Source organism: Knoellia subterranea KCTC 19937 (genome assembly GCF_000768685.1).
Taxonomy (GTDB): Bacteria; Actinomycetota; Actinomycetes; order Actinomycetales; family Dermatophilaceae; genus Knoellia; species Knoellia subterranea.
This window is the reverse complement of the sequence record NZ_AVPK01000008.1, coordinates 98,750-120,009: the sequence shown is the minus strand read 5'-3', so window position 1 is coordinate 120,009 and position 21,260 is coordinate 98,750. Positions and strand designations below refer to the sequence as shown.

Sequence of the window (21,260 nt, the reverse complement as noted above, 5' to 3'; positions counted from 1 at the left end):
AGACTCAGTCGCGCGAGGCGGCTGCGCCCCAGCCGTCGACGATGTCGAGGATGTCGATCAGCTCGTGGGCGCGGGCGTCGGGGACGGCCGTGACCTCCACGCGCTGGTTGGTCGGGATGTCGCTGTGCGGGATCCAGATGGCGCGCATCCCGATCTGCTGCGGTCCGTGGACGTCCTCGAACATTCGGTCGCCGACATAGACGGCGGCGGCCGGCTCCACACCCACGGCGGCGCAGGCCGCCCGAAACGCCTCAGGGTGCGGCTTCACATGGTCGATCTCGGACGAGTAGACGTCACCGTCGATGAGGTCGAGAACGCCGTCACGCTCGAAGATCTCGCGGTGGTACTCCCGCGACCAGATCGTGTTGGACAGGACGCCGACACGCAGACCGCGTTTGCGCAGCCCCTCCCAGAGCGGACGCACCTGCGGATCGGTGAACGTGTGCGGCTCCCAGAACCCCTGGTACGCCGCGAGCGCCAGGTGGTGCCGGTCGTTCTCGGCGTCCACCCCAGCCGCGTCGAGGACCTGCTCGAGCGTCGCGCTGGAGTGGTCCTCGCGACCGCGCTTCCACGCGGCGTCCTCGGCGGCGAGGATCTTGTCGGCGAGCTCTTGGGCGTGCTCGAGGTCGGCCTCGCTGACGTCGGGCGAGTCGACGGGGACGCCGTGCACCTCACGGGCGAAGACGCGCCACTGCTCGGGCAGGTCGACGTCGTGCCAGGGCGTGAGCGTGCCGCCCCAGTCGAAGATGACTGCGTCGAGCGGGCGGGCGCCGCTCACGCCCGACGTCACGCGGTGGCTCCGCGGACCTCGGCCAGCACCTCGTCCAGCACCGAGTCGACGGGCACCTCTCGGCGCTCGCCAGTGCGACGGTCCTTGATCTCGACGATGCCGTTCTCGAGGGACTTGCCGACGACGACGATCGTGGGGACGCCGATGAGCTCGGAGTCCTTGAACTTCACGCCGGGGCTGACCTTCTCGCGGTCGTCATAGATCACGTCGAGACCCGCGGCCTCGAACGCCTCCGTGAGCTCGTCGGCCTTGGCGAAGACGTCGCCGTCGCGCTCACGGTTCTTGCCGGTGGCAACGACGTGGACGTCGGCCGGCGTGACGTTGCGGGGCCAGATCAGGCCCGCGTCGTCGAGGTTCCCCTCGGCGATCGCGGCGACGGCGCGCGAGACACCGATGCCGTAGGACCCCATCGTGACGGTGACGAGCTTGCCGTTCTCGTCGAGCACCTTGAGGTCGAGCGCCTCGGCGAACTTGCGGCCGAGCTGGAAGATGTGGCCCATCTCGATGCCGCGAGCCGTGTGCAGGACACCGTTGCCGTCCGGGCTCGCGTCGCCCTCACGCACCTCGGCCGCCTGGATCGTGCCGTCGGCGGTGAAGTCGCGCCCGTGGACGAGGTCGAGCACGTGCTTGCCCGTCTCGTCGGCACCTGTCACCCACGCCGAACCCGCACCGATGCGCGGGTCGAGGAGGTAGCGGATTCCCGACGACTTTTCCTCGCCGAGGACGCCCGGGCCGATGTAGCCCTTGGCGAGCATCGGGTAGCGCGCAAAGTCCTTCTCCTCGAAGGCCTCCACCTCGGCCGGGCCGACCTGAGCCTCGAGTCGCTTGGCGTCGACCTCGCGGTCCCCGGGCACGCCGATGGCGAGCGGCTCGCGGGTGCCGTCCGGGTGGACGAGCATGACGAGGACGTTCTTCAGCGTGTCCGCGGCCGTCCACTCGCGCCCGTCCGACCTCGGATGCGAGGCATTGAGCACCGACACCAACGTCTCGATCGTCGGAGTGTCAGGCGTGTCCTCGACGTGGGCGGCCGGCATACCCGACGCATCGACCGCGTCAGCGGTCGGCACGACGACTGCCTCGACGTTCGCGGCATACGTCCCGGCGTCGTTGCGGACGAACGTGTCCTCGCCGATCTCGCTCACGGCGAGGAACTCCTCGCTCGCCGAGCCGCCCATCGCGCCGGACATCGCGGAGACGATGACGTACTCGAAGCCGAGCCGGTCGAAGATCCGGATGTAGGCCTCGCGGTGCGCCTGGTAGGACGCGTCCAGACCCTCGTCGGAGACGTCGAACGAGTACGAGTCCTTCATGATGAACTCGCGGCCGCGCAGGAGCCCGGCGCGCGGACGCGCCTCGTCGCGGTACTTGTTCTGGATCTGGTAGAGGCTGAGCGGCAGGTCCTTGTAGGACGAGTACATGTCCTTGACCGCGAGGGTGAACATCTCCTCGTGCGTCGGCCCGAGCAGGTAGTCGGCGTCCTTGCGGTCCTTGAGGCGGAAGATGTTGTCGCCGTACTCGGTCCAGCGGTTGCTCGCCTCGTAGGGCTCACGCGGCAGCAGCGCGGGGAACGTCAGCTCCTGGGCGCCGATCGCGTCCATCTCCTCACGCACGATCGCCTCGACCTTGCGCAGCACCTTGAGCCCGAGCGGCAGCCACGTGTAGATGCCGGGGGCTGCGCGACGGATGTAGCCGGCGCGCACGAGGAGCCGGTGACCGGGCAGCTCGGCGTCCGCCGGGTTGTCGCGCAGGGTTCGCAGGAACAGCGAGGACATGCGCATGGCCACAGTGGGTCTCCAGGGTTTCGTGGGTGGGAACCCGCCAAGGATAACGACGACCCGGTATGCCGTTCACGCGGATTCCGTGTCGTCCGCACGGCCGCGCGACTCACGTCAGGCGAAGGCGCCGAAGTGGTCCCCGTTGAGGACCGTCGTCAGATAGACGTAACCCTTGGTCGCCCTGAACCGTGGGTCGGTCTTGACGAGAGCCATGAACTCCTTGTGCTCTGCCACGCTCCGGCCGACGAGACAGCCCGCGCTGGTTTTCCCGACGTTGTCCACGGGGTTGTCGTGCCCGTTGTGCTGGTTGATCCCGAACCCGTCACCAGTGAACTTCTTGTCCTCCCTGCCCTGCGCGTCAACGCGCTTCCCGTCCTTGTTCTTGTCCCGGTGAATCGTGATGTTTCCGACCTGGACCAACGCCTCGTGCCGCGTCGGCGGCGACTGGCTGGCCTTGTGGAAGCCGACCCGCCACGCCTTGTACTGCCCGAAGGCGATGCGGGCGGCGCCCTCGGGTTTGGGCGGATTCTCCGTGAAGAACTTCCCCGGTTCGGTCGTCGCGAGGGCGTTGTGCAGGATCACCGGCCGCCCGTTCGGCTCTCGGCGCAGGACGATCCGCCGGTCGTTGAACTGGTTGAACTTGTCCGGGTTGGGACGGCCGTTCTCGTCGGCACCCTCGATGTAGACGATCGTGAGGAAGCCCGGAAGTCGCGCCACGAAGAAGCCCTTGTCCAACATGAACCGCACGAGCTTGCTCGGGAAGTCGTTGCCGAACGACCACGGCAGGAACGTCGCGGCGGTCTGCGACAGCATCGCCCTGGCGACAGCGGGGGTGATGCCGTCGGCCGCGGGCAGGTTGAGCACCTTGGCGAACGTCGGGACGACGAGCTTGGTCACCGGACCCACGGAACCGTCCGCCGGCGGGTCGAGGCACCCGAGGACGGTGAGACGGTTCTGGAACTCCTTGGCCAACGGGACCCCGCCGGTGTAGTCCTGCACCGACACGTTCTTCGTTCCTGCGGCGATCTGCGCGAGTGTCATGTCTGGTCTCCTTCCACCCCAGACCAGACGACCCGGCATTGCGACGGCCTGCCCGTCGCGTCGTCACTTCAACTGTCCTCGCTGCGCAGCGTGGTCACATCACTCGGGCGGGCCAGCCGGACCCACCGGTTCGGGCTGGTTCGGATGGCCCATGCAGGCAGGTATGCCGGTCACGCCGTTTCCGCGTACCGCGCCGTGGGTGCCGCTCGCCGCAGGGCGGGCACCCAGGCGAGCAGGGCGGCACAGCCGTTGGCGACGGCCACCGCGAGGAGGGCGGCCCTCACGCCGAAGTGCGAGGCGAGCTGGCCCGAGACGAGAACCCCGATCGTCGCGCCGCCACCCCACGAGAGCGTGCGTGATGCAGTGCTCACTCGGGACAGGAGGCGTTCGGGAACGATCTGCATGCGATAGGTGACGGTGGCGCTGATGACCAGGACGTGCAGGGTGGCGTGGGCGAGGTAGACCGCGAGCGCCCCGCCGTAGCGATCAAGCCGGCTGAGGACGAGCAACAGCACGGTCATGGCCGGGAAGAGGCACTGCGCGAGCCGGATCGCTCCATACCGCCGGCTCAGTCGCGGCATGAGGAAGGACGCGAAGAACGCACCAGCCGCCCAACTGCCGAAGAGCATCCCGAACCTCCACCCGCTCGTGCCCACACCGAGGACGCGGTCGGCCCACGGCACGATGAGGCCGAGCAGGGCGGCCGCCGACCCGGCCCCGAAGACCGCCACCATCGCGAGCGGCCACAGGGTCGGATGGCGTCGGAGGAAGGTGACGCCTTCGACGAGGTCCGCCCAGAGGTCCCGGGCGGTCGTCCTGACGGTCCTGGCACGCCGTTCGTTGAGGGCACCGCGGATGGCGCGCACGAGTAGGGCGCTCCCGACGAACGACAGGACATCGATGACCAGGAGACTGGCCGGCGACCAGATCGCGAGCGCCAGCCCGGCGAGTGCCGGCATGACGACGTCGAGGACTCCCTGCGTGCCCCAGATGCGGGCGTTGGCCTCCGGCAATCGTGGTCGACCCACGAGGGTCGGCAGTGCTCCGGCACTGGACCCGTCGAAAAGGACAGCCGCCGACGCGGAGGCGAAGTCGGCGGCATACACATGAGGAACGGTGAGGACCCCGGCAAGGTGAGCCGCGACGAGACTCGCGATGGCGAGCGCGCTGACGAGGTCGGCGGTGATCATGATGCGGCGGCGGTCGAAGCGGTCGCCGAGGACGCCGCCGACGAGGCCGAAAGCCGCCATCGACAGGGTGCTCGTCGCCCTGAGGCCGGACGTCAGGGCGGGTGAACCGGTGAGGTGGTAGATGAGGACGGGCAGGGCAACCGCGGTGACGGACGAGCCGATCATCGTGACCGCGCGGGAGCCCCAGTAGCGCAGGAAGTCGCCGTCCCGCCAGAGGCTCGGGAGCGACTGAGTGCTCACGACGATCTCGGGTCCCACCACCGCTTCATCCTAGGTGTCGTGGCAGGCTCGCCCTCATGGCCAGTGAGCTGACGATCGAGCGGGTGCTGACCCTCGTCGAGCTCGTGCCGAGGGGGCGGGTCGTGTCCTACGGCGACCTCGCCGCCATCGTCGGGATCGGCCCGCGACAGGTGGGCGCGTTCATGCGTCACCACAGCGAGGGACTGCCCTGGTGGCGGATCACGAACGCCGCCGGAGACCTTCCCCCACCGCTGCTCACGCAGGCACGCCCCCACTGGGCCGACGAGGGAATCCTCGTGAAGCGCAACGGTTTGGGTTGCCGGATCGCGGACTACCGCGCGGACCTCGAGGCCCTGGCCGCGGCATACCGGCAACGGATCGCGGCTACTCTCGAAGCCATGGGGACTCCGCTGCCGAAGACGAGCAATCCGGCCCAGAACGCGATGGAGCACGTCGGCATCACGACGCTCGAGGAGCTGTCCGAGTGGACTCGCGCCGACATCGCCGCGCTGCACGGCATGGGCCCGAAGGCACTCGGCATCCTCGACTCCGCACTGACCGACGCCGACCTGGAGTGGAAGCCGTGACCGACGTGCAACCCGGGACCGCCGCGCACCCTGCGAACGCCCACCGCATCACGACCGACTCGGAAATCACCGCCCTCCTGGGCGACCCGACGGACGCGGTGCGCAACAAGGTGCGCCACGAGCTCCTCGACATCGACCGGCAGTGGATCGCGGCGACACCCTTCGTCGTCGTCTCGACGTCCGCCCCCGACGGGTCGTGCGATGCCTCACCCAAGGGTGACCCTGCCGGGTTCGTCCACGTCATCGACGACCGCACCATCGCCATCCCCGAGCGCAAGGGCAACCGCCGGGCCGACGGCTACCGCAACGTGCTCGCCAACCCGCACGTCGGGCTGCTGTTCGTCATGCCCGGTCGCGGCGACACCCTGCGCATCAACGGACGCGCCCATCTCGTGTCCGACGCGCCTTGGTTCGACGACATGGTCGTCAAGGGACACCGGCCGGTGCTCGCGCTGGTGGTCGAGATCGACGAGATCTTCGGGCACTGCGCCAAGGCGTTCATGCGCAGCAAGTTGTGGCACCCCGACACGTGGCAGCCGGGGGCAGTGCCGTCACGCGCCAACATCGCGCACCTCACCGAGCGCCCCCTCGACAGTGTCGCGGCGCTGGAGGTGTACTACGGCGCGAGCTACTCCTCCGGGCTGTACTGAGGCCGGGACTGAGGTCGAGGCTCAGCGCAGACGGCCGCTGGCGCGCAGTGCCGTGCGGATCATCGGCCACTGCATCGGCAGGCGGGCAACCGTGCCGGCGAAGAAGGCCTTCGACCCGACGTCGTCCTTGCGCTGAGCGCGCTTCGCGTTGTCGGCGCTCATCTTGACGTTGGCCGGGAACACGCCGATAAGCAGTGCTGCGCTGGCGAGACCGGCGACCTTGCGGGTGCGCGGGTGGAGCAGTCCGAGGGCGCACACGATCTCGGCCACACCGCTGACATAGACGAGCTCGCGCCGCTTCGGCAGCACCTTGGGGACGATGCCCTCGAAAACCTGGGGCCGCACGAGGTGGGTCGTCCCGGACGTGAGGAAGAGGGTCGCGAGCCCGATCGTGGCCTTGTCGAGCGGTGGAGTCGGGTTCGTCAGCTTCGTCGTCTTCGGCATGGGCTCATCGTGTCAGAGGACTGCCAACGCGCCGCCCGGGCGACATCCCTTGACCAAGTCCAGAGGCAGTGTTGACCGGACGTTTGCCCGAGCCCACCTAGCGTCGAAGGCACCGGCTTCATCCATCGATGCAGGAGGAATCATGCTGAACGCCCTCTCTTCACGCGCGGCGCGCACATCCGCCGTCGCGGCCGTCTCCGTCGCAGCGGTCCTCACCGCCGCACCGTCCGCGTCCGCGGTCACCAAGCTCACCCACGCCCAGGCCACCGCGAAGCTCAGCGCCGCAGGCATCAGCTGGACCTCGAGCGGCGGGTGCAGCAACCGCAACGTGTCCACGTGCACGTCCTTCGACCAGGTCAACAGCGCGACCATCGACGGCATCATCACCCTCAAGCGAGCCAGCGGATGCTCGATCCTCATCACCGGTGGCACCGAGACCGGTCACGCGTCAGGCACGTACAGCCACTGGAATGGCTACAAGCTCGACATCTCGCCCTACACCTGCATCAGCAACTACATCACCGGCACGTTCCCTTACATCGGGCTGCGCGGTGATGGCGCCCGGCAGTACAAGTCCGGCGCGGGCAACATCTACGCCCGCGAGAGCAACCACTGGGACATCCTCTACTACAACTGCGGCGGTTGCTGACGCGCACTGACATCGACGTCACGGTCCTTGCACAGGCGTCACCCGTTACGCCTGTGCAAGGACCGTGACGCGGGCGCCGTCAGTCCTCGAAGGGCCACATCTGCCGGACCTCGATCACCCCGCCGTGCGCCATCGAGTGACCCGAGGCGATCTGCACGGCCTCCTCCATGGAGTCGCACTCGAGCACGTCGAACCCGGCGATCAGCTCACTCGTCTCCGTGAAGGGGCCCTGGCTCACGAGCACCTCTCCGCCGCGCACGCGCACGCTGCGAGCCTCCTCGACGGGGCGGAGCCGCTCGCCCATGACGTACTTCCCGGCGTCGTTCGCGGCCCGCCACCACTGCTCGACGTCCGGCGCCCCCTCCCGATCGGCCTGCGACGGCGGCTGCGCGGAGTCGGAACGGTCGCGGCAGACAAGCATGAGGAACTGCATGGTGTGGTCCTTCCCTTTGTGAACGGTCAACCCCATGACGAACGAGCAGGTCTCGCATCGACACCCGGCCAAGGGATTTCTCCGAGCCTGCGCGTCACAGCAGGACAGTCGTGAAATCTCCCACCGGCGCAAACCCCAATCGCCGGTACGTCGCGAGCGCCGCCGCATTGAAGTCGTTGACATAGAGCGACACAAGGGGCGCCGGCCCGGCCATCACCTGCTCCATGACCCCGGCGAGCATCGGCGCAGCCAGTCCCTGTCCACGCAGCCGCGGTGCCAGCCACACGCCCTGCAACTGTGCGCACCCCAGGGCGAGCGACCCGATGTCGGTCTTGAAGATCACCTCGCCGCCCTCGACGACGACATACGTGTGACCTTGCGCGATCAGGGCCGCGAGCGACCCCCTATAGCCGCGCGCCGAACCCGTATAGGGCGCGTACCCGATCTCGGCGGTGAACATGTGCTCGGCGGCGGGCAGCACCAGGTCCACCTCGTCGGCCCGAGCGGGACGGACCCGCGGATCCGGGACCACGCCCAGGGCCGAGGGTGGCGTCGACGTCGCGAGCAAGGGCTGGTGCGCACGGATCGCTCGCGGCGGCCCCCAGTGCGGTTCGACGTCGTCCCACAGGTCGACGACCTCTTCACGGGGACCGAGCAGTGACGCGACGCGACCTCGCCACCGGCGGATGCGTTCGGCGAACAGGCGACGGGCCTCGGCCGTGGTCTCGACGGGGACGACGTTCGCGCTGGCCCAGCACAGCGACGACAGGTGCCCGTCCTCTCGCACCACCATCGCGGAACCGAGCGTTCCCGTCGAGGACGCCTCGAGGATCCGCGCGGCCACGAAGACGTGCGCCGGGACGTTGCGCGAGCAGAGCTCGAGGGCGTCGTCGACGTCGGCCTTGGTGAGCGACCTCACCGGGGTGCGGGTGCGGAGCACGCGTTCAGCCTAGGCGGCGTCGCTGGCGTTCACCTGCCGTCGTGCATCAATTCACGAACGATGTGTAAGCCGTCCGCTCGCCGATGCGTTCAGCCGACGGTGACGCTCGGGGCGCCTGCCGACTCCTCGTCGATGGGCTCGCCCATCTCCTCGGCGATGCGCATGGCCTCTTCAATGAGGGTCTCGACGATCTGACTCTCGGGAACGGTCTTGATGACCTCACCCTTGACGAAGATCTGGCCCTTGCCGTTGCCCGAGGCGACACCGAGGTCGGCCTCGCGGGCCTCGCCGGGCCCGTTGACGACGCAGCCCATGACGGCGACACGCAGCGGCACGGTCATGCCCTCGAGCCCGGCCGTGACCTGCTCGGCGAGGGTGTAGACGTCGACCTGGGCGCGACCGCACGACGGGCAGGAGACGATCTCGAGCTTGCGCGGCTTGAGGTTGAGCGACTGGAGGATCTGGTTGCCGACCTTGACCTCCTCGACCGGCGGAGCCGAGAGGGAGACGCGGATCGTGTCGCCGATGCCCTTGGAGAGCAGCGCGCCGAAGGCCGTCGCCGACTTGATCGTGCCCTGGAAGGCCGGGCCGGCCTCGGTGACGCCGAGGTGCAGGGGCCAGTCGCCGCGCTCGGAGAGCAGCTCGTAGGCCTTGACCATGACGACCGGGTCGTTGTGCTTCACGGAGATCTTGAAGTCGTGGAAGTCGTGCTCCTCGAAGAGGCTCGCCTCCCAGACGGCCGACTCGACGAGGGCCTCGGCGGTGGGCTTGCCGTACTTCTCGAGCAGGCGCTTGTCGAGGGAACCGGCGTTGACGCCGATGCGGATCGAGACGCCAGCGGCCTTGGCGCGCTTGGCGATCTCACCGACCTGGTCGTCGAACGCGCGGATGTTGCCGGGGTTGACGCGCACGGCGGCACAACCGGCGTCGATAGCGGCATACACGTAGTTCGGCTGGAAGTGGATGTCGGCGATCACGGGGATCTGCGACTTCTGCGCGATGGCCGGCAGGGCCTCGGCGTCGTCACGGCTGGGGCACGCGACACGCACGATGTCGCAGCCAGCGGCGGTGAGTTCGGCGATCTGCTGGAGGGTCGCATTGATGTCCGTCGTGGGGGTCGTGCACATCGACTGCACCGAGATGGGGGCGTCTCCGCCGACGGCGACCTTGCCAACCTGGATCTTGCGGGTCTTGCGACGCGGCGCCAGCACAGGGGCGGGCAGGGACGGCATTCCGAGACCAACAGTCATGCCTCCAGTATCCCTCACGCCTCCTGGACCGCCGACGCGGCAGCCCCGCGGCGGGATCGTGCCCACTGCCCCGCGGCCACGAGGGCAAAACCGGCTCCGAAGACGGCAGCCGTGACCAGCCCGTAGTCCCACGGGAAGTCGCCCGAAGTGAACGCGGCCTCGGGCTGGCCGACCGAAAGCAGGAGATAGACGCTCTGGAAGACGAACGCCCAGAGATAGGCAACGGCATACACGGTGTTTGCTGCCAGCCGGCTGCGGAAGAAGTAGCCGACCGGGAACGCGACCAGAAGCGTGACGATGGCGATCATGACGCGCTCCCCTCCGCGCCGACCGCGTTGCCGCGGACGCCGGAGAACATCAGTGCGATCGTGAGGACGGTGACGAGAGCGGACGCGGCCGTGCCGAACCTGACGATCGCCGGCACGTCGACAAAGAACGCCGGCAACGACCCCAGGAGAGTGACGATCAGGCAGCCTGCCGCCACCCTGATCGCGGTGCCGCTCGAACGCACCCAGGCGACGACCACGGCCACGAGGCCGACGACGCCGAGGACGGACGACAGGACGAGGATGCCGAAGGGGGCTCCAACCTCGCCGTCAGGGGTGGGCGCGAGAACGGACGGAATGGAACTCAAGCTCAGCAGGCCGGCGAGGACGAGGCCGACCTTCTGACGGGTGGACGACGGTTTCATGGTTGCTCCTGTGTCGGAAGTGGATGCCTCCACGCTGCGCGACGTGCGCTTCCTGTTTCCAGACGCTGAGTTCCCTTCGTGGTGCCGGCGGCTTCCCGACCACGCAGGAAAGTGTTCCCGGGTCACGGAGCCACTCTGCCCCTCATGATGGGGTCGTGGAGTCGATCCGGATCCTCATCGCCGACGACCACCCGGTCGTGCGGAGCGGTCTGCGCGCCCTCATCGGGACACTCGAGGGGCTCATCGTGGTCGGAGAAGCCGCCGACGGCGAACACGCCGTGCGCGAAGTGCAGATCCTGCGTCCCGATGTCGTCCTGATGGATGTCCGTATGCCGGGTGTCGACGGTGTCGAGGCCACGCGCCGGATCCGTGCGGTCCAGCCCGCGACGGCCGTGCTCATGTTGACGATGTACGACGACGACGCGACGGTGTTGACGGCGATGCGGGCCGGGGCCCGCGGGTACCTCCTCAAGGGTGCGAGTCAGGACGAGATCCTCGGGGCCATCAGGGCTGTCGTGACGGGTCAGGTGATCTTCGGTCCTGGGGTGGCTGCACGCATGCTCGCGTTCTTCGCCGAGGCGCCGCAGCCCGAGACGAATCCGTTCCCGCAGCTCACGGAGCGCGAGCGCGCCGTGCTCGACCTCCTGGCGTCGGGGCTTCCCACGGCCAGGATCGCGGAGCGCCTGTATCTCTCCCCCAAGACGGTGAGCAACCACCTCACGAGCATCTTCGCCAAACTCGAGGTGGCCGACCGTTCCGCCGCGATCATCGTGGCTCGCGACGGAGGTCTGGGTTCTCCGTCGTGACGCCCTACCCGGTTCTCGCGGCGCTCACTGCGGTCGGGCTCTCCCTCCTCTGCGGCGGGACGGCACTGCTCGTCAAAGGGGCCACCCGAAACGCCGCCGGATGCCTCGTCGCCGCCGGTCTCGGATGCCTCATCGGCACCGTCCTCGACTCGCGCGATCGAAGCGACGCTGCCGTCGGCCTGTGGATCGTGAGCGCGGGGCTGCTCCTGCTGGGGGTGGTGCTCTACCCGCGATGGACGTGGCGCAATCCGGCCGACTTCATCGCCGCCACGACCGTCATGGGAGCCACGGCGCTCGGAGCGCTCCAGTCACACAACGACACCGCACTGGGGTCACTCGGCATCGCGACCGTCACTGTGCTGATCGCGCACACGTGGTGGCGGATAGAGCACGCCCGGGAGCAGGATCGGCGGGCCCTCGTGTGGGTGGCGCTGGTCGGCGGGGCGGTCGCGCTCGCCTCGGGCTTCCTGCTCTTCCTCTCCCCGACCCCGGCGGGCGCCGCCGCCGGAACCCTCCTGTGGACCCTGCTCGCGCCGTCGATGTACGTGGGCGTGGCCCTGCCCGACATCATCGACGTCCGCACTCTCGTGGTGCGCGTCGTCGTCTTCGTCGTCGCCGGCATCGTCTATCTCTCCGCTCTCGTGCTGGTGAGCTCGTTCCTCGAGATCCTCGGCGGCACCCCGCCGGCCATCGGGGTCCTCGCCACTGTCGGAGCGATTGCCGCCCTCGGACTGCACCCATTGCAAGGGGCGCTCCGCGGAGTCTTCGACCACCTCCTGTTCGGGCCGAGGCCCGATCCGCTCACGGCCGCCACGCATCTCGCGACTCGGCCCTGGACCGATTCCACTCAGGCGCTCGACGCCGTGCGCGCCGAACTGGCCCTGCCATACCTGTCGCTGGTCGTCCCCGCCGCGGGCGAGGTGACATCGGGGGAACCTGCGGACGAGACCCGCTCGCTGTCCCTCGAGGGGGCGAACTTCGTCGTGGGACTGCGACCCGGCGACGTGGCAGTGCCGGCACCCGACCAACAGGTCCTGCGGCTCGTCGCTCCGGTCTTCGTCCAGCTCCTCCGCGCAGAGGCGCTGGCAGAGGATCTGAGGGAGTCGAGGGCGCAGAGCGTCCGCGCGCTCGAGGACGAGCGCCGACGCCTGCGCCGCGACCTGCACGACGGGCTCGGCCCACGCCTCTCCGGCATCGCGATGACCGCAGACGCCGCGAGCAACACCGTCCGGAGTGACCCGAGCAGTTCAGAGGCCCTCCTGCGAACGTTGCGGGCCGAGACGACTTCGGCCATCTCGGAGGTGCGCCAACTCGTCTATGCGATGCGTCCACCCGCCCTCGACGAACTCGGGCTCGTCGGAGCCGTTCGTCAGCAGGTGAACACCCTGCGAGCCAGGGACGGCACGCACCTCGCCGTCACCACCGCCGCAGCGCAACTGCCGCCACTGTCAGCCGCAGCCGAGGTCGCGGCGTACCGCATCATCGTCGAGGCACTCACGAACGTCGCACGCCACAGCGACAGCACTTCCGCGACGGTGACCCTTCGGTGCGAGGACGACGTCCTCGTCGTGGAGGTCACCGACACTGGATCACCGAACAGCGAATGGGTCCCCGGGGTGGGTCTCACGTCCATGCACGAACGGGCCGCAGAGATGGGTGGTCAGGTGAGCGCGCAGCCCACGCCTCAGGGCGGTCGAGTCCATGCGGAACTCCCCCACTCCTTCGTTAGCCGCCGAGCCTGAGCGGCGGCCTCCTCATCCGTTCCCCCGGGCCGGGACTCCTCCGTCGTCCCAACCCTCCTCCACTTCTTCGTCAGCCGCCGTACCCGTTGCGGCGGCTCCTCATCCGTTCCCCCGGGCCGGGACTCCTCCGTCGTCCCAACCCTCCTCCACTTCTTCGTCAGCCGCCGAGGTTGATCGGGTTCACCACATCCGCATAGATCAGCAGAGCCGACATGACCAACAGACCCAGCGACACGGCATACGCAACGGGTAGTGCCTTGGCGACGTCGACGTGACCCGGGTCGGGGTTGCCGCGCAGCTTCGCCCAACCCTTCTTCACGCCCTCCCAGACCGCGCCCGCGACGTGTCCACCATCGAGAGGCAGCAGCGGGATGAGGTTGAAGACGAACAGCATGAAGTTCAGCGAGGCGATGAGCATGACGAGGAACCAGGCCTTGTCACTCCACGACTCCCCGACGAGTCCGTCGAGCTTGCCCGCGGACACGTCACCGGCGACGCGGCCGACACCCACGACCGACATCGGGCTCTCGGCATCGCGTTCGTGACCGCTGAACGCGGCGTTCCAGACGCCGACCATCTTCTGCGGGATCTTGAGGACGGCACCGGCCGTGCGCCACAGGCTCTCGCCGACGATTCCGGGCACAGCTGTCAACGGCTGCGTCTCGTAGCCGAGCACCGCACCGGATGACACACCGAGGTAGCCGGTCTCGATGATCTTCTGCTCGCCGTTGGCATCGAGGATCGGCTGCCCCTGGTCGTCATAGGCCGGGAGCGTGTTGAGGATCGGCGTGACCGTGACGGTCTTCTCGACGCCGTCACGCAGGAGGACGATTTCGGTCGGCTTGTCGACCCGGGGCCGGATCAACCGCCCCACGTCGGCCGAGGACTTCACGGCCTGTCCGTCAATGCTGCGGATCTCGTCCTCGGGCAGGATTCCGGCGGCATTGGCCGGGGTGTCGGCGGCGCCGGTACAACTGGGGTCGCTCCGCACCTCCTCGACCGTCTTGACGCACTGAGCCACGCTCGCAACCCGGGCGCCCTCCTGGACGCTCTGGAGGCCGTGCGCCGTGACGAGAATCGTCAGCAGGACCGTTCCGATGACGAAGTTCATGAACGGGCCGCCGAGCATGATGATGATCTTGCGCAGCACCGGCAGTCGATAGAAGACGCGGTTCTCGTCGCCGGGGCGCAGTTCCTCGAGGGAAGCCTTGCGGGCCTCGTCCGCGAGCTGGCTGAAGCGCCCGGTCGAAGACACGCGCACCATCGACGGGTCCTCGCCGGCCCGGGGCGGGAACATGCCGATCATCCGGATGTAGCCGCCGAGCGGGATGGCCTTGATGCCGTACTCCGTCTCACCGCGTCGACGCGACAACACCGTCGGCCCGAAACCCACCATGTATTGGGTGACGCGCACGCCGAACTTCTTCGCCGGCACCAAGTGGCCGATCTCGTGCAGCGCGATGGACGCGGCGACGCCGAAGGCGAGGACGAGCACGCCCACGATGTATGCGAGAACGGTCATCTGTTGCGAACCTCAGAACATCAGTGCCTTGCGGCGGTGGTCGGGCGGAGCGAGCGGGTGATGGGTGCGACGCTGCCTGGCGTCAGAGCCCGAGCACGGTGGCGGCCTGCCCCCGGGCCCATGCGTCGGCGCTGAGCACTCCCTCAACGGTCGACGCGTCGAAATCACTCCCAGTATGCGCTTCGGCGTGCGCATCGACGACCCGCTCGACGGAGTCGACGATGTCGACGAACCCGATGCGTCCGTCATGGAACGCGTCGACTGCGACCTCGTTGGCGGCGTTGTAGACGGCGGGGAACGTGCCCCCGGCCTCCCCCACCCGCCGGGCCAACTGCACGGCCGGGAAGGCCTCGTCGTCGAGCGGAGCGAAGTCCCACGACTGCGCCATCGACCAATCACACGGCTCGTCGATGTCGTCGAGCCGCTCCGGCCAGGACAGCCCGAGCGCGATGGGCACGAGCATCCTCGGCGGCCCGAGTTGCGCGATCGTCGACCCGTCGCGGAACTCGACCATGGAGTGGATCAGCTGCTGCGGGTGCACGACGACGTCGATCCGGTCGAACGGGATGTCGAAGAGCAGGTGCGCCTCGATGACCTCGAGGCCCTTGTTGACGAGGGTCGCCGAGTTCGTCGTGATGACCCGCCCCATCGAGAAGTTCGGGTGCGCGAGCGCCTGCTCGGGCGTGACGTCGGCCAGCTCCGCGCGCGATCGTCCACGGAACGGGCCGCCGCTCGCCGTGACGACGAGTCGCCGCACCTCCTCGGACCGTCCGCCCCGCAGCGACTGCGCGATCGCCGAGTGCTCGGAGTCCACCGGCACGATCTGGTCGGGGTGCGCGGCCGCGCGCACGAGGTCGCCGCCGATGATGAGCGACTCCTTGTTGGCCAGCGCGAGGGTGGACCCTGCGGCAAGCGCCGCCAGAGTGGGCCGCAGACCGATCGATCCCGTGATGCCGTTGAGGACGACGTCGGCCCCGACCGCGGCCGCCGTCTCGGCGGCCTCCTCCCCGACCACGATTTCTGGTGCGTATGCCGTCCGCCCCAGCTCACCGGCATACGCACCGATCGCGGTGCGCACGTCGTCAGGCGAGCCGGACGCGACGGCGACCAGAGGCACCTCGAACTCGACGGCCTGGCGGGCGATGAGGTCGACGTTGCTGCCAGCGCTGATCGCGGTGACGGTGAAGAGGTCCCGGTTGCGGCCGATGACGTCGAGGGCCTGCGTACCGATCGAACCCGTCGACCCGAGGAGCGAGACCGAACGTGCGCTCACGCGTCGTCACCCTCGGCGCGCAGGGCCTCGATGGCGGCACGGCTGGCGAGCCGGTGCTCGCGGCGGATCTCGGCCTCACGGAAGCGGCGCTTCTCCTCGGGGGTCTCGAGGTCGAGCGGCGGCACGGCCTTGGACTTGCCGTGCTCGTCGACGGCGACGAAGACGAGGTAGGCACTCGCGACGTGCACCCGATCCGTGTGGGTGTCCCAGCGGTCGACCTCGACGCGCACGCCGACCTCCATGGAGGACCGTCCGGCCCAGTTGAGCTGCGCGCTCGTGTGGAGGATGTCGCCGACGCGTACGGGCGTGAGGAAGGACATCTCGTCCAGGGCCGCCGTGACGGCAGGTCCTCCGGCGTAGCGGTTGGCCACGACTCCGGCGCAGCTGTCGACCGCCTTCATGATGTTGCCACCGTGCACGGTGCCGAGGAGGTTCGCCTCGGTCGCGCGCATGATTTCGGACAGGTTGACGCGGGTCTCGCTCGGTGTCGTCACGGCCCCATCCTGCCAGCGCGTCAGGCGCGGTCGGGAGCCCGCCAACGCGGGTCGCGACCGGTCCGGGCGATGACCCGGTCGAAGTCGGTGCGAGCCGTCATGGGGTTGACCGCCGGGCCGAACGTGCCGGGTGTCCCGGCAGGGTCGAAACCCTCGACATAGGCGGCGAGAGCCTGCGTCGTCGCCTCGTCCGGCTCGAACTCCTGGCCGGTCGCCCGGGCGAGATCCCAGCCGTGGAAGGTGATCTCGCCGAGAGCAACGAGGCCCATGACCTCGGCCGGAGCGTCGAACCCTCCGGCGCGGGTCATGCCGATCCACGCCTCGGGCCGCTGCCAGGCGTCGGCGAGCCTGCCGTTCTGGGTCGGGATGTCTTCGCGCCACGTCGAGCCCGCTTCGGGCCAGCCCGCGGCGTCGGGGTTGCTGTCGGTGAGCGGGCCGAGCTCCTTGTCTGCGCTGGCGCGGAAGGCCCGGGTCAGACCGTCGAGGTGCGCGAGGAGCTGCGACACGGTGCGGCCCTCGCAGGGCGTGGGCCGGTCGAGGTGGCGATCGTCGACGCGACGGACGATGTCGCTGAGCCGGTCGGCGGCGGGGCGCAGGTCGGGTGGGTTCGTCATGCCCTTCACCGTCCCACAACCCCCCGACAGCTGCCCGACAACCGCCCGCCGTCAGCAGTGATGATATCCTGAGATATCCACACCCACCCACATCGAAGGAGCTGCACCGTGGCTGACGTGCTCATCCGGGACATCCCCGACGCTGTGCTGAGCGGCGTCGACGCGCACGCATCGCGCCTCGGCCTCTCCAGAGCCGAATACATTCGCCGGCGACTCGCGGCCGATGCAGCCACGGCGAACCTCCGCATTTCGGCACAGGACCTGATCGCCTTCGGGGACCGGTTCGCCGACCTTCTGGACGACGAGGTGATGGGCGACGCGTGGCAGTGACGGCCTGGCTCATCGACAAGTCTGCCCTGGTCCGTCTGGGCCAGAGCTCTGACGCCGAGGTCTGGGCCGAGCGCATTGAGCGCGGACTCGTCCGCCTGGCCAGCGTCACGCGGCTGGAGGTGGGTTACTCGGCGCGAACGGCCCCGGACGCACGGTCCGCGTTCGCCTCACCACCGCTCGCGATGATGCCGGTTGAGTACCTGACTCCCGCCATCGAGGACCGAGCCCTGGAGGTCCAGATGCTCCTGGCCGGCAGGGGCCACCACCGAGCCCCCTCGATCCCTGACCTGCTTATTGCAGCCACCGCCGAACTTGCCGGACTGACGGTGCTGCACGTCGACAAGGACTTCGACATCGTCGCCGGACTGACGGCCCAGCCGATGGAGCGCCTTCGCGTCAGCGGTTGATGATCGTGATGTGCACGGCCGGGTGGTCCTCGTCGAGGTCGGCGAGCACGGATTCGATGCCAGCGGCGGCCCGCGGGTCGGCCTCCCGCAGGGCGGCGGCGTCGTCCCAGACGATCTCCCACTCCCCCTCGCTGTCCCGGGCGAGCGTGTCGAGACAGTCCGCAAGGGCGTCGAGATTCATGCCGAACCACTCGGGGAAATTCAGGGCGTCCGAGAACGCCTCGAGCGTGGCCTGCTTCGTCGCACCGCCCCGCACGACCTGCACCTGGCGGCCCTCCTCGACGGCGTCGGCGATGAGCCCGTCGAGATCGACCTTGTCGCCGAGAACGCGCATCACTGGCCCTCCTGGATCTGCCGGAAGCTGTCGTAGTGGTCGTCGGTCCAGTACCTGTCACCATCGCGCCCACCAACGATCCGACGGGCGCCACGATCGTCGGATCCGGGTGTCTCGACGGTGTATTCGCGGTAGTAGCCGCGCTTCTGCTGCGGCAGGATCCCTTCGCGGTTCTGGAACGTCTTGTCGTCCTGGTCGTACGGGTACGGCCCGCCCGCGCGGATCAGCGCGAGCGTCGCCTTCGCCTCCTTGGGCAGTCGGGACTCCGCGATCGTGTCCAGTCCCGAGTCGGGCGTGTTCGCGTCAGAGGGGTATGCCGTCCCGCCCGGTTCCGTGGTCGCCGTCGCCCGGGTGCCCTGCGAGCTGGAGTCCGTGGTGCTGGTGTCGCGGGTGGCGACCCACCACAGGCCGACCACGAGGGCGATGACGAGCAGGGGCGCGAGCCACGTCAGGGTCGAGCCGCGTCCGCTTGGAAGGGAGGTCACGGTCCCCATCATGCCCAAAGGGTTGCTCAGAGCCTTCTGCGCCGGTCGCGCCACCGGCGCTCGTCGTGGTGAACGGCGCTGGCATGCGGACGCCGGTCACCAGTTTCTGCGCCGGTCGGACGACCGGCGCAGAAGGTGGGAGGCCTACGCCGAACGATGTACGCCGGTCGTTCCCGGGGCGGATGCCGCGCGGTTCGCGGGCACCTAGCCTTGGTGGCATGACCGACGTGTGGGGTGACCGACGGCCGAGCCGGCGGCAGGTCGCGGTCGACGTCGTCGGTGCTGCGCTCTTCGGTCTGTTCATGTTCGCCATCCACATCGGCCAGGGCACCGTGCCGGGGGTGGCGGCGCTCGTCCTCGCGGTGGGCCTGGCCGTGCGTCGCGTCTCGTGGCAGCTGACGTCCGTGATCGCCCTCGGGGCGGCGGTCCTGCAGGTCGTCGGACCAGACATCGCCTACCTCGCGAACGTCGCGTACGCCGCCTTCTTCTTCACCCTCGGGTCCCACCGGGATGCGCGCGTGCGCCGGTTCGGGTTGGCTGCCGCCGGTCTGGCGGTCGCGGGTGCCGCGGCCTATGGCGCGACCCGAGGAGCCGGGGAGTTCAGCCGGAGCGGTGGGTGGGCGACCGCCGTGGGGCTCGGGTCGATGTGTGCACTCGTCGTCGGGGGCGGCTGGCTGGCCGGGTTGCTGAGGTGGCAGAGCCGGCAGACTGTGCAGGCCCGCATCGACGCGCAGATCGAAGCGGTGGAGCGGCGACGGATCAGCGATCTCTACGACGTCGAGCAGGAACGACGTCGCATCGCCGCCGACATGCACGACGTCGTGGCGCACTCGTGGGCCGTGGTCGCCGCGCAGAGTGATGGCGCGCGATATGCGCTGCGGGACAACCCTGCTGGTGCCGAGCAGGCACTCTCGGTCATCGGCGAGACGGCACGCACGGCCATCGCCGACCTCCGGACGATCGTCGCGCAGCTGCGTGATCCCGCGCTGCAGCCGAGCACACCTGGTTACGAACAGCAGGCCGAGCTCGTGGGGCGCATGCGCGCCTCCGGCATGGACCTGGAGCTCGTCGAGCGGGGTGAGCGAGACGACTCCCCGCTGCTGGCCCTCACCGCCCACCGACTCCTCGGGGAATCGCTGACCAATGCCCTCAAGCATGGTGACCTCGACCAGCCCGTGCGCGCCGAGATCGACTGGACCGACGGCTACCGTCTCACCGTGACCAACCACGTCTCGGGAGTCGACCTGCCCGACCGGGATCGCAGTGGTCGCGCCGTGCCTTCTGGGCACGGCCTGGTCGGGATGGCGGAGCGGACCACGGTGGCGGGCGGGACGTTCTCGGCCGGACGCGAAGGAGACCTCTGGGTCGTCAGGGCGCACGTGCCGGCATACGAAGCGATTCCAGGGGCGACGGGCGACACTGCGACAGACGGCACCACGACCGAAGGCACCGCATGACCACCCGCATCGCCCTCGTCGACGACCAGGCACTCTTCCGCGCCGGCATCGCCATGGTCGTCGGCAGCCAGGACGACCTCGAGGTGGTGGGTGAAGCCGGCGACGGCGACGAGGCCGTGGCGCTCGTCGAGTCCACCCGGCCCGACGTCGTGCTCATGGACGTGCGCATGCCCCGCGTCGACGGGGTCGAGGCGACGCGTCGGATCCTGGATCGGTTCGGGGACAACGCTCCCCGCGTCCTTGTGCTCACGACCTTCGACCTCGACGAGCTCGCCGCCGACGCCATCGAAGCCGGTGCATCCGGGTTCGTCCTCAAGGAGACGCGACCCGAGCTGCTGCTCGCTGCCATCCGCACCGTCGCCGAGGGCACACAGGTCGTCGCCGCGGGTGCGACGCGCGCCGTGTTCGAGCGGTTCCGGGAGCGGGCGACGGCGGCGCCGGGTGCGGAGTACGACCGCCTCACCCCCCGCGAGCGCGAGATCCTGCTGCGTGCGGCACAGGGTCTGTCGAACGCCGAGATCGCCGAGGTCGAGTTCCTCTCCGAGGCCACGGTGAAGACCCACGTCTCACGAATCCTCACCAAGCTCGCACTGCGCGACCGGGTGCAGCTCGTCGTCTACGCCTACGAGCACGGCCTGCTCTAGGCGCCGCCACCACCGATGAAGTCGTGGATGGCGCGCAGTTGCGTGAGCGGAGCGAAGAAGCCGGTCACGCCCTGGTCGATGACGAGACGCTGAACGCCTTGTGCCGCCAGGTGATCGATCGTCTCGAGGACACTCTGGGGCGGGATCGCAAGCACCTGCCCCGCCTCCTCCTCGGTGAACCCCATGGACAGCGCGCACTCCCGCGCGCGAGGACCCTCCGTGAAGGCCAGGAGCGAGGGCACGCCATCGACGGACGCGACGACGGGTGCGACGTCGGGCATCGTGCCCTGCGCGATGAACCACCACTTCTCCAGCGCGAACACGGCACTCCACAGGGCACTCTGCGCCTGGACGTCGGCCCCCGACGTCCGCACGACCTCGGCGAGCTGGTCGATGGATCGGGGCTGCGGTGCGTCGGTCATGGCGACCACCCTACGGACCGGAGCCGGACGGCGAGGTGACCACACGGCAT

The 21,260-nt window shown here is 69.1% G+C and carries 26 protein-coding genes; 9 read left to right on the top strand and 17 right to left on the bottom strand.

Annotation, left to right across the window (positions count from 1 at the left end; genetic code table 11):
* Positions 1-4: 4 nt before the first annotated feature.
* The 4 genes from N803_RS13720 to N803_RS13705 all read right to left on the bottom strand — a co-directional run bounded on the left by N803_RS13720 (position 5) and on the right by N803_RS13705 (position 5,057).
* Positions 5-790, bottom strand: a complete 786-nt coding sequence (locus N803_RS13720) for an HAD family hydrolase (protein ID WP_245617273.1) — start codon at positions 788-790, stop codon at positions 5-7.
* On the bottom strand, positions 787-2,568 hold the full coding sequence (locus N803_RS13715) for a proline--tRNA ligase (RefSeq protein ID WP_084764533.1): 1,782 nt from the start codon (positions 2,566-2,568) through the stop codon (positions 787-789). The genes N803_RS13720 and N803_RS13715 overlap by 4 nt, the downstream gene beginning before the upstream one ends.
* A gap of 111 nt (positions 2,569-2,679) precedes the next feature.
* Complete coding sequence (locus N803_RS13710) at positions 2,680-3,606, bottom strand: peptidoglycan-binding protein (protein WP_035906205.1); 927 nt, start codon at positions 3,604-3,606, stop codon at positions 2,680-2,682.
* 170 nt (positions 3,607-3,776) lie between these two features.
* Complete coding sequence (locus tag N803_RS13705; RefSeq protein ID WP_052112294.1) at positions 3,777-5,057, bottom strand: MFS transporter; 1,281 nt, start codon at positions 5,055-5,057, stop codon at positions 3,777-3,779.
* A gap of 35 nt (positions 5,058-5,092) precedes the next feature.
* Here N803_RS13705 and N803_RS19120 point away from each other — a divergent pair, with 35 nt between their 5' ends.
* Positions 5,093-5,623 (top strand): MGMT family protein, encoded by a 531-nt coding sequence (locus tag N803_RS19120; protein WP_084764523.1) that lies wholly within the window; start codon positions 5,093-5,095, stop codon positions 5,621-5,623.
* Positions 5,620-6,273, top strand: coding sequence for a pyridoxamine 5'-phosphate oxidase family protein (locus N803_RS13695; protein ID WP_245617272.1), 654 nt, complete (start codon positions 5,620-5,622; stop codon positions 6,271-6,273). The genes N803_RS19120 and N803_RS13695 overlap by 4 nt, the downstream gene beginning before the upstream one ends.
* Before the next feature lie 21 nt (positions 6,274-6,294).
* Here N803_RS13695 and N803_RS13690 read toward each other — a convergent pair whose 3' ends face one another.
* The gene (locus tag N803_RS13690) at positions 6,295-6,717 is read right to left on the bottom strand and encodes a DoxX family protein (RefSeq protein ID WP_035906204.1); all 423 of its coding nucleotides are present in this window, start codon (positions 6,715-6,717) and stop codon (positions 6,295-6,297) included.
* Positions 6,718-6,859: 142 nt separating this feature from the next.
* Between N803_RS13690 and N803_RS13685 the strand changes: the two genes are divergently transcribed.
* On the top strand, positions 6,860-7,366 hold the full coding sequence (locus N803_RS13685; RefSeq protein WP_035906203.1) for a hypothetical protein: 507 nt from the start codon (positions 6,860-6,862) through the stop codon (positions 7,364-7,366).
* Positions 7,367-7,445: 79 nt separating this feature from the next.
* On the opposite strand, the gene N803_RS13680 is transcribed toward N803_RS13685, so the two are convergent.
* The 5 genes from N803_RS13680 to N803_RS13660 all read right to left on the bottom strand — a co-directional run bounded on the left by N803_RS13680 (position 7,446) and on the right by N803_RS13660 (position 10,680).
* Positions 7,446-7,799, bottom strand: coding sequence for a YciI family protein (locus N803_RS13680; protein ID WP_035906202.1), 354 nt, complete (start codon positions 7,797-7,799; stop codon positions 7,446-7,448).
* A gap of 94 nt (positions 7,800-7,893) precedes the next feature.
* On the bottom strand, positions 7,894-8,739 hold the full coding sequence (locus tag N803_RS13675) for a GNAT family N-acetyltransferase (protein WP_035906201.1): 846 nt from the start codon (positions 8,737-8,739) through the stop codon (positions 7,894-7,896).
* 89 nt (positions 8,740-8,828) lie between these two features.
* Entirely contained in the window at positions 8,829-9,989 is a 1,161-nt protein-coding gene (gene ispG, locus N803_RS13670) for a flavodoxin-dependent (E)-4-hydroxy-3-methylbut-2-enyl-diphosphate synthase (RefSeq protein ID WP_035906199.1), read from the bottom strand.
* A 14-nt stretch (positions 9,990-10,003) separates the two neighbouring features.
* A complete protein-coding gene (locus tag N803_RS13665; RefSeq protein ID WP_035906196.1) occupies positions 10,004-10,297 on the bottom strand; it encodes a hypothetical protein in 294 nt (97 codons plus the stop codon).
* Entirely contained in the window at positions 10,294-10,680 is a 387-nt protein-coding gene (locus N803_RS13660; protein WP_052112293.1) for a hypothetical protein, read from the bottom strand. Before N803_RS13660 ends, N803_RS13665 begins: the two co-directional genes overlap by 4 nt.
* Before the next feature lie 155 nt (positions 10,681-10,835).
* Between N803_RS13660 and N803_RS13655 the strand changes: the two genes are divergently transcribed.
* Together N803_RS13655 and N803_RS13650 are read left to right on the top strand one after the other, a co-directional pair.
* On the top strand, positions 10,836-11,486 hold the full coding sequence (locus tag N803_RS13655) for a response regulator (RefSeq protein WP_035906190.1): 651 nt from the start codon (positions 10,836-10,838) through the stop codon (positions 11,484-11,486).
* Positions 11,483-13,228 (top strand): sensor histidine kinase, encoded by a 1,746-nt coding sequence (locus N803_RS13650; RefSeq protein WP_052112292.1) that lies wholly within the window; start codon positions 11,483-11,485, stop codon positions 13,226-13,228. Before N803_RS13655 ends, N803_RS13650 begins: the two co-directional genes overlap by 4 nt.
* A 157-nt stretch (positions 13,229-13,385) precedes the next feature.
* On the opposite strand, the gene N803_RS13645 is transcribed toward N803_RS13650, so the two are convergent.
* The 4 genes from N803_RS13645 to N803_RS13630 all read right to left on the bottom strand — a co-directional run bounded on the left by N803_RS13645 (position 13,386) and on the right by N803_RS13630 (position 17,131).
* A complete protein-coding gene (locus N803_RS13645) occupies positions 13,386-14,750 on the bottom strand; it encodes a M50 family metallopeptidase (RefSeq protein ID WP_035906187.1) in 1,365 nt (454 codons plus the stop codon).
* An 82-nt stretch (positions 14,751-14,832) separates the two neighbouring features.
* Complete coding sequence (gene dxr / locus N803_RS13640) at positions 14,833-16,023, bottom strand: 1-deoxy-D-xylulose-5-phosphate reductoisomerase (RefSeq protein ID WP_035906183.1); 1,191 nt, start codon at positions 16,021-16,023, stop codon at positions 14,833-14,835.
* Positions 16,020-16,517 carry an acyl-CoA thioesterase gene (locus N803_RS13635; RefSeq protein ID WP_035906180.1) on the bottom strand — a complete coding sequence of 166 codons (498 nt, stop codon included), beginning with the start codon at positions 16,515-16,517 and terminating at the stop codon, positions 16,020-16,022. The genes dxr and N803_RS13635 overlap by 4 nt, the downstream gene beginning before the upstream one ends.
* Positions 16,518-16,537: 20 nt before the next feature.
* Positions 16,538-17,131 (bottom strand): TIGR03086 family metal-binding protein, encoded by a 594-nt coding sequence (locus tag N803_RS13630; RefSeq protein ID WP_035906178.1) that lies wholly within the window; start codon positions 17,129-17,131, stop codon positions 16,538-16,540.
* A gap of 108 nt (positions 17,132-17,239) precedes the next feature.
* Here N803_RS13630 and vapB point away from each other — a divergent pair, with 108 nt between their 5' ends.
* Positions 17,240-17,461: a type II toxin-antitoxin system VapB family antitoxin gene (vapB, locus tag N803_RS13625; RefSeq protein ID WP_035906176.1), complete on the top strand. Its 222-nt coding sequence runs from the start codon at positions 17,240-17,242 to the stop codon at positions 17,459-17,461.
* Positions 17,452-17,868: a PIN domain nuclease gene (locus tag N803_RS13620; protein ID WP_035906175.1), complete on the top strand. Its 417-nt coding sequence runs from the start codon at positions 17,452-17,454 to the stop codon at positions 17,866-17,868. Before vapB ends, N803_RS13620 begins: the two co-directional genes overlap by 10 nt.
* Here N803_RS13620 and N803_RS13615 read toward each other — a convergent pair.
* Both N803_RS13615 and N803_RS13610 read right to left on the bottom strand, forming a co-directional pair.
* Complete coding sequence (locus N803_RS13615) at positions 17,858-18,202, bottom strand: barstar family protein (protein ID WP_035906322.1); 345 nt, start codon at positions 18,200-18,202, stop codon at positions 17,858-17,860. The two genes, N803_RS13620 and N803_RS13615, sit on opposite strands and share 11 nt — an antisense overlap.
* On the bottom strand, positions 18,202-18,687 hold the full coding sequence (locus N803_RS13610; RefSeq protein ID WP_425402414.1) for a guanyl-specific ribonuclease: 486 nt from the start codon (positions 18,685-18,687) through the stop codon (positions 18,202-18,204). The genes N803_RS13615 and N803_RS13610 overlap by 1 nt, the downstream gene beginning before the upstream one ends.
* Before the next feature lie 218 nt (positions 18,688-18,905).
* Between N803_RS13610 and N803_RS13605 the strand changes: the two genes are divergently transcribed.
* Both N803_RS13605 and N803_RS13600 read left to right on the top strand, forming a co-directional pair.
* Positions 18,906-20,144, top strand: coding sequence for a sensor histidine kinase (locus N803_RS13605; protein WP_035906173.1), 1,239 nt, complete (start codon positions 18,906-18,908; stop codon positions 20,142-20,144).
* Entirely contained in the window at positions 20,141-20,788 is a 648-nt protein-coding gene (locus N803_RS13600; RefSeq protein WP_035906171.1) for a response regulator, read from the top strand. Before N803_RS13605 ends, N803_RS13600 begins: the two co-directional genes overlap by 4 nt.
* Here the strand turns inward: N803_RS13600 and N803_RS13595 are convergent.
* Entirely contained in the window at positions 20,785-21,210 is a 426-nt protein-coding gene (locus N803_RS13595) for a hypothetical protein (RefSeq protein WP_052112291.1), read from the bottom strand. The two genes, N803_RS13600 and N803_RS13595, sit on opposite strands and share 4 nt — an antisense overlap.
* Positions 21,211-21,260: the final 50 nt, after the last annotated feature.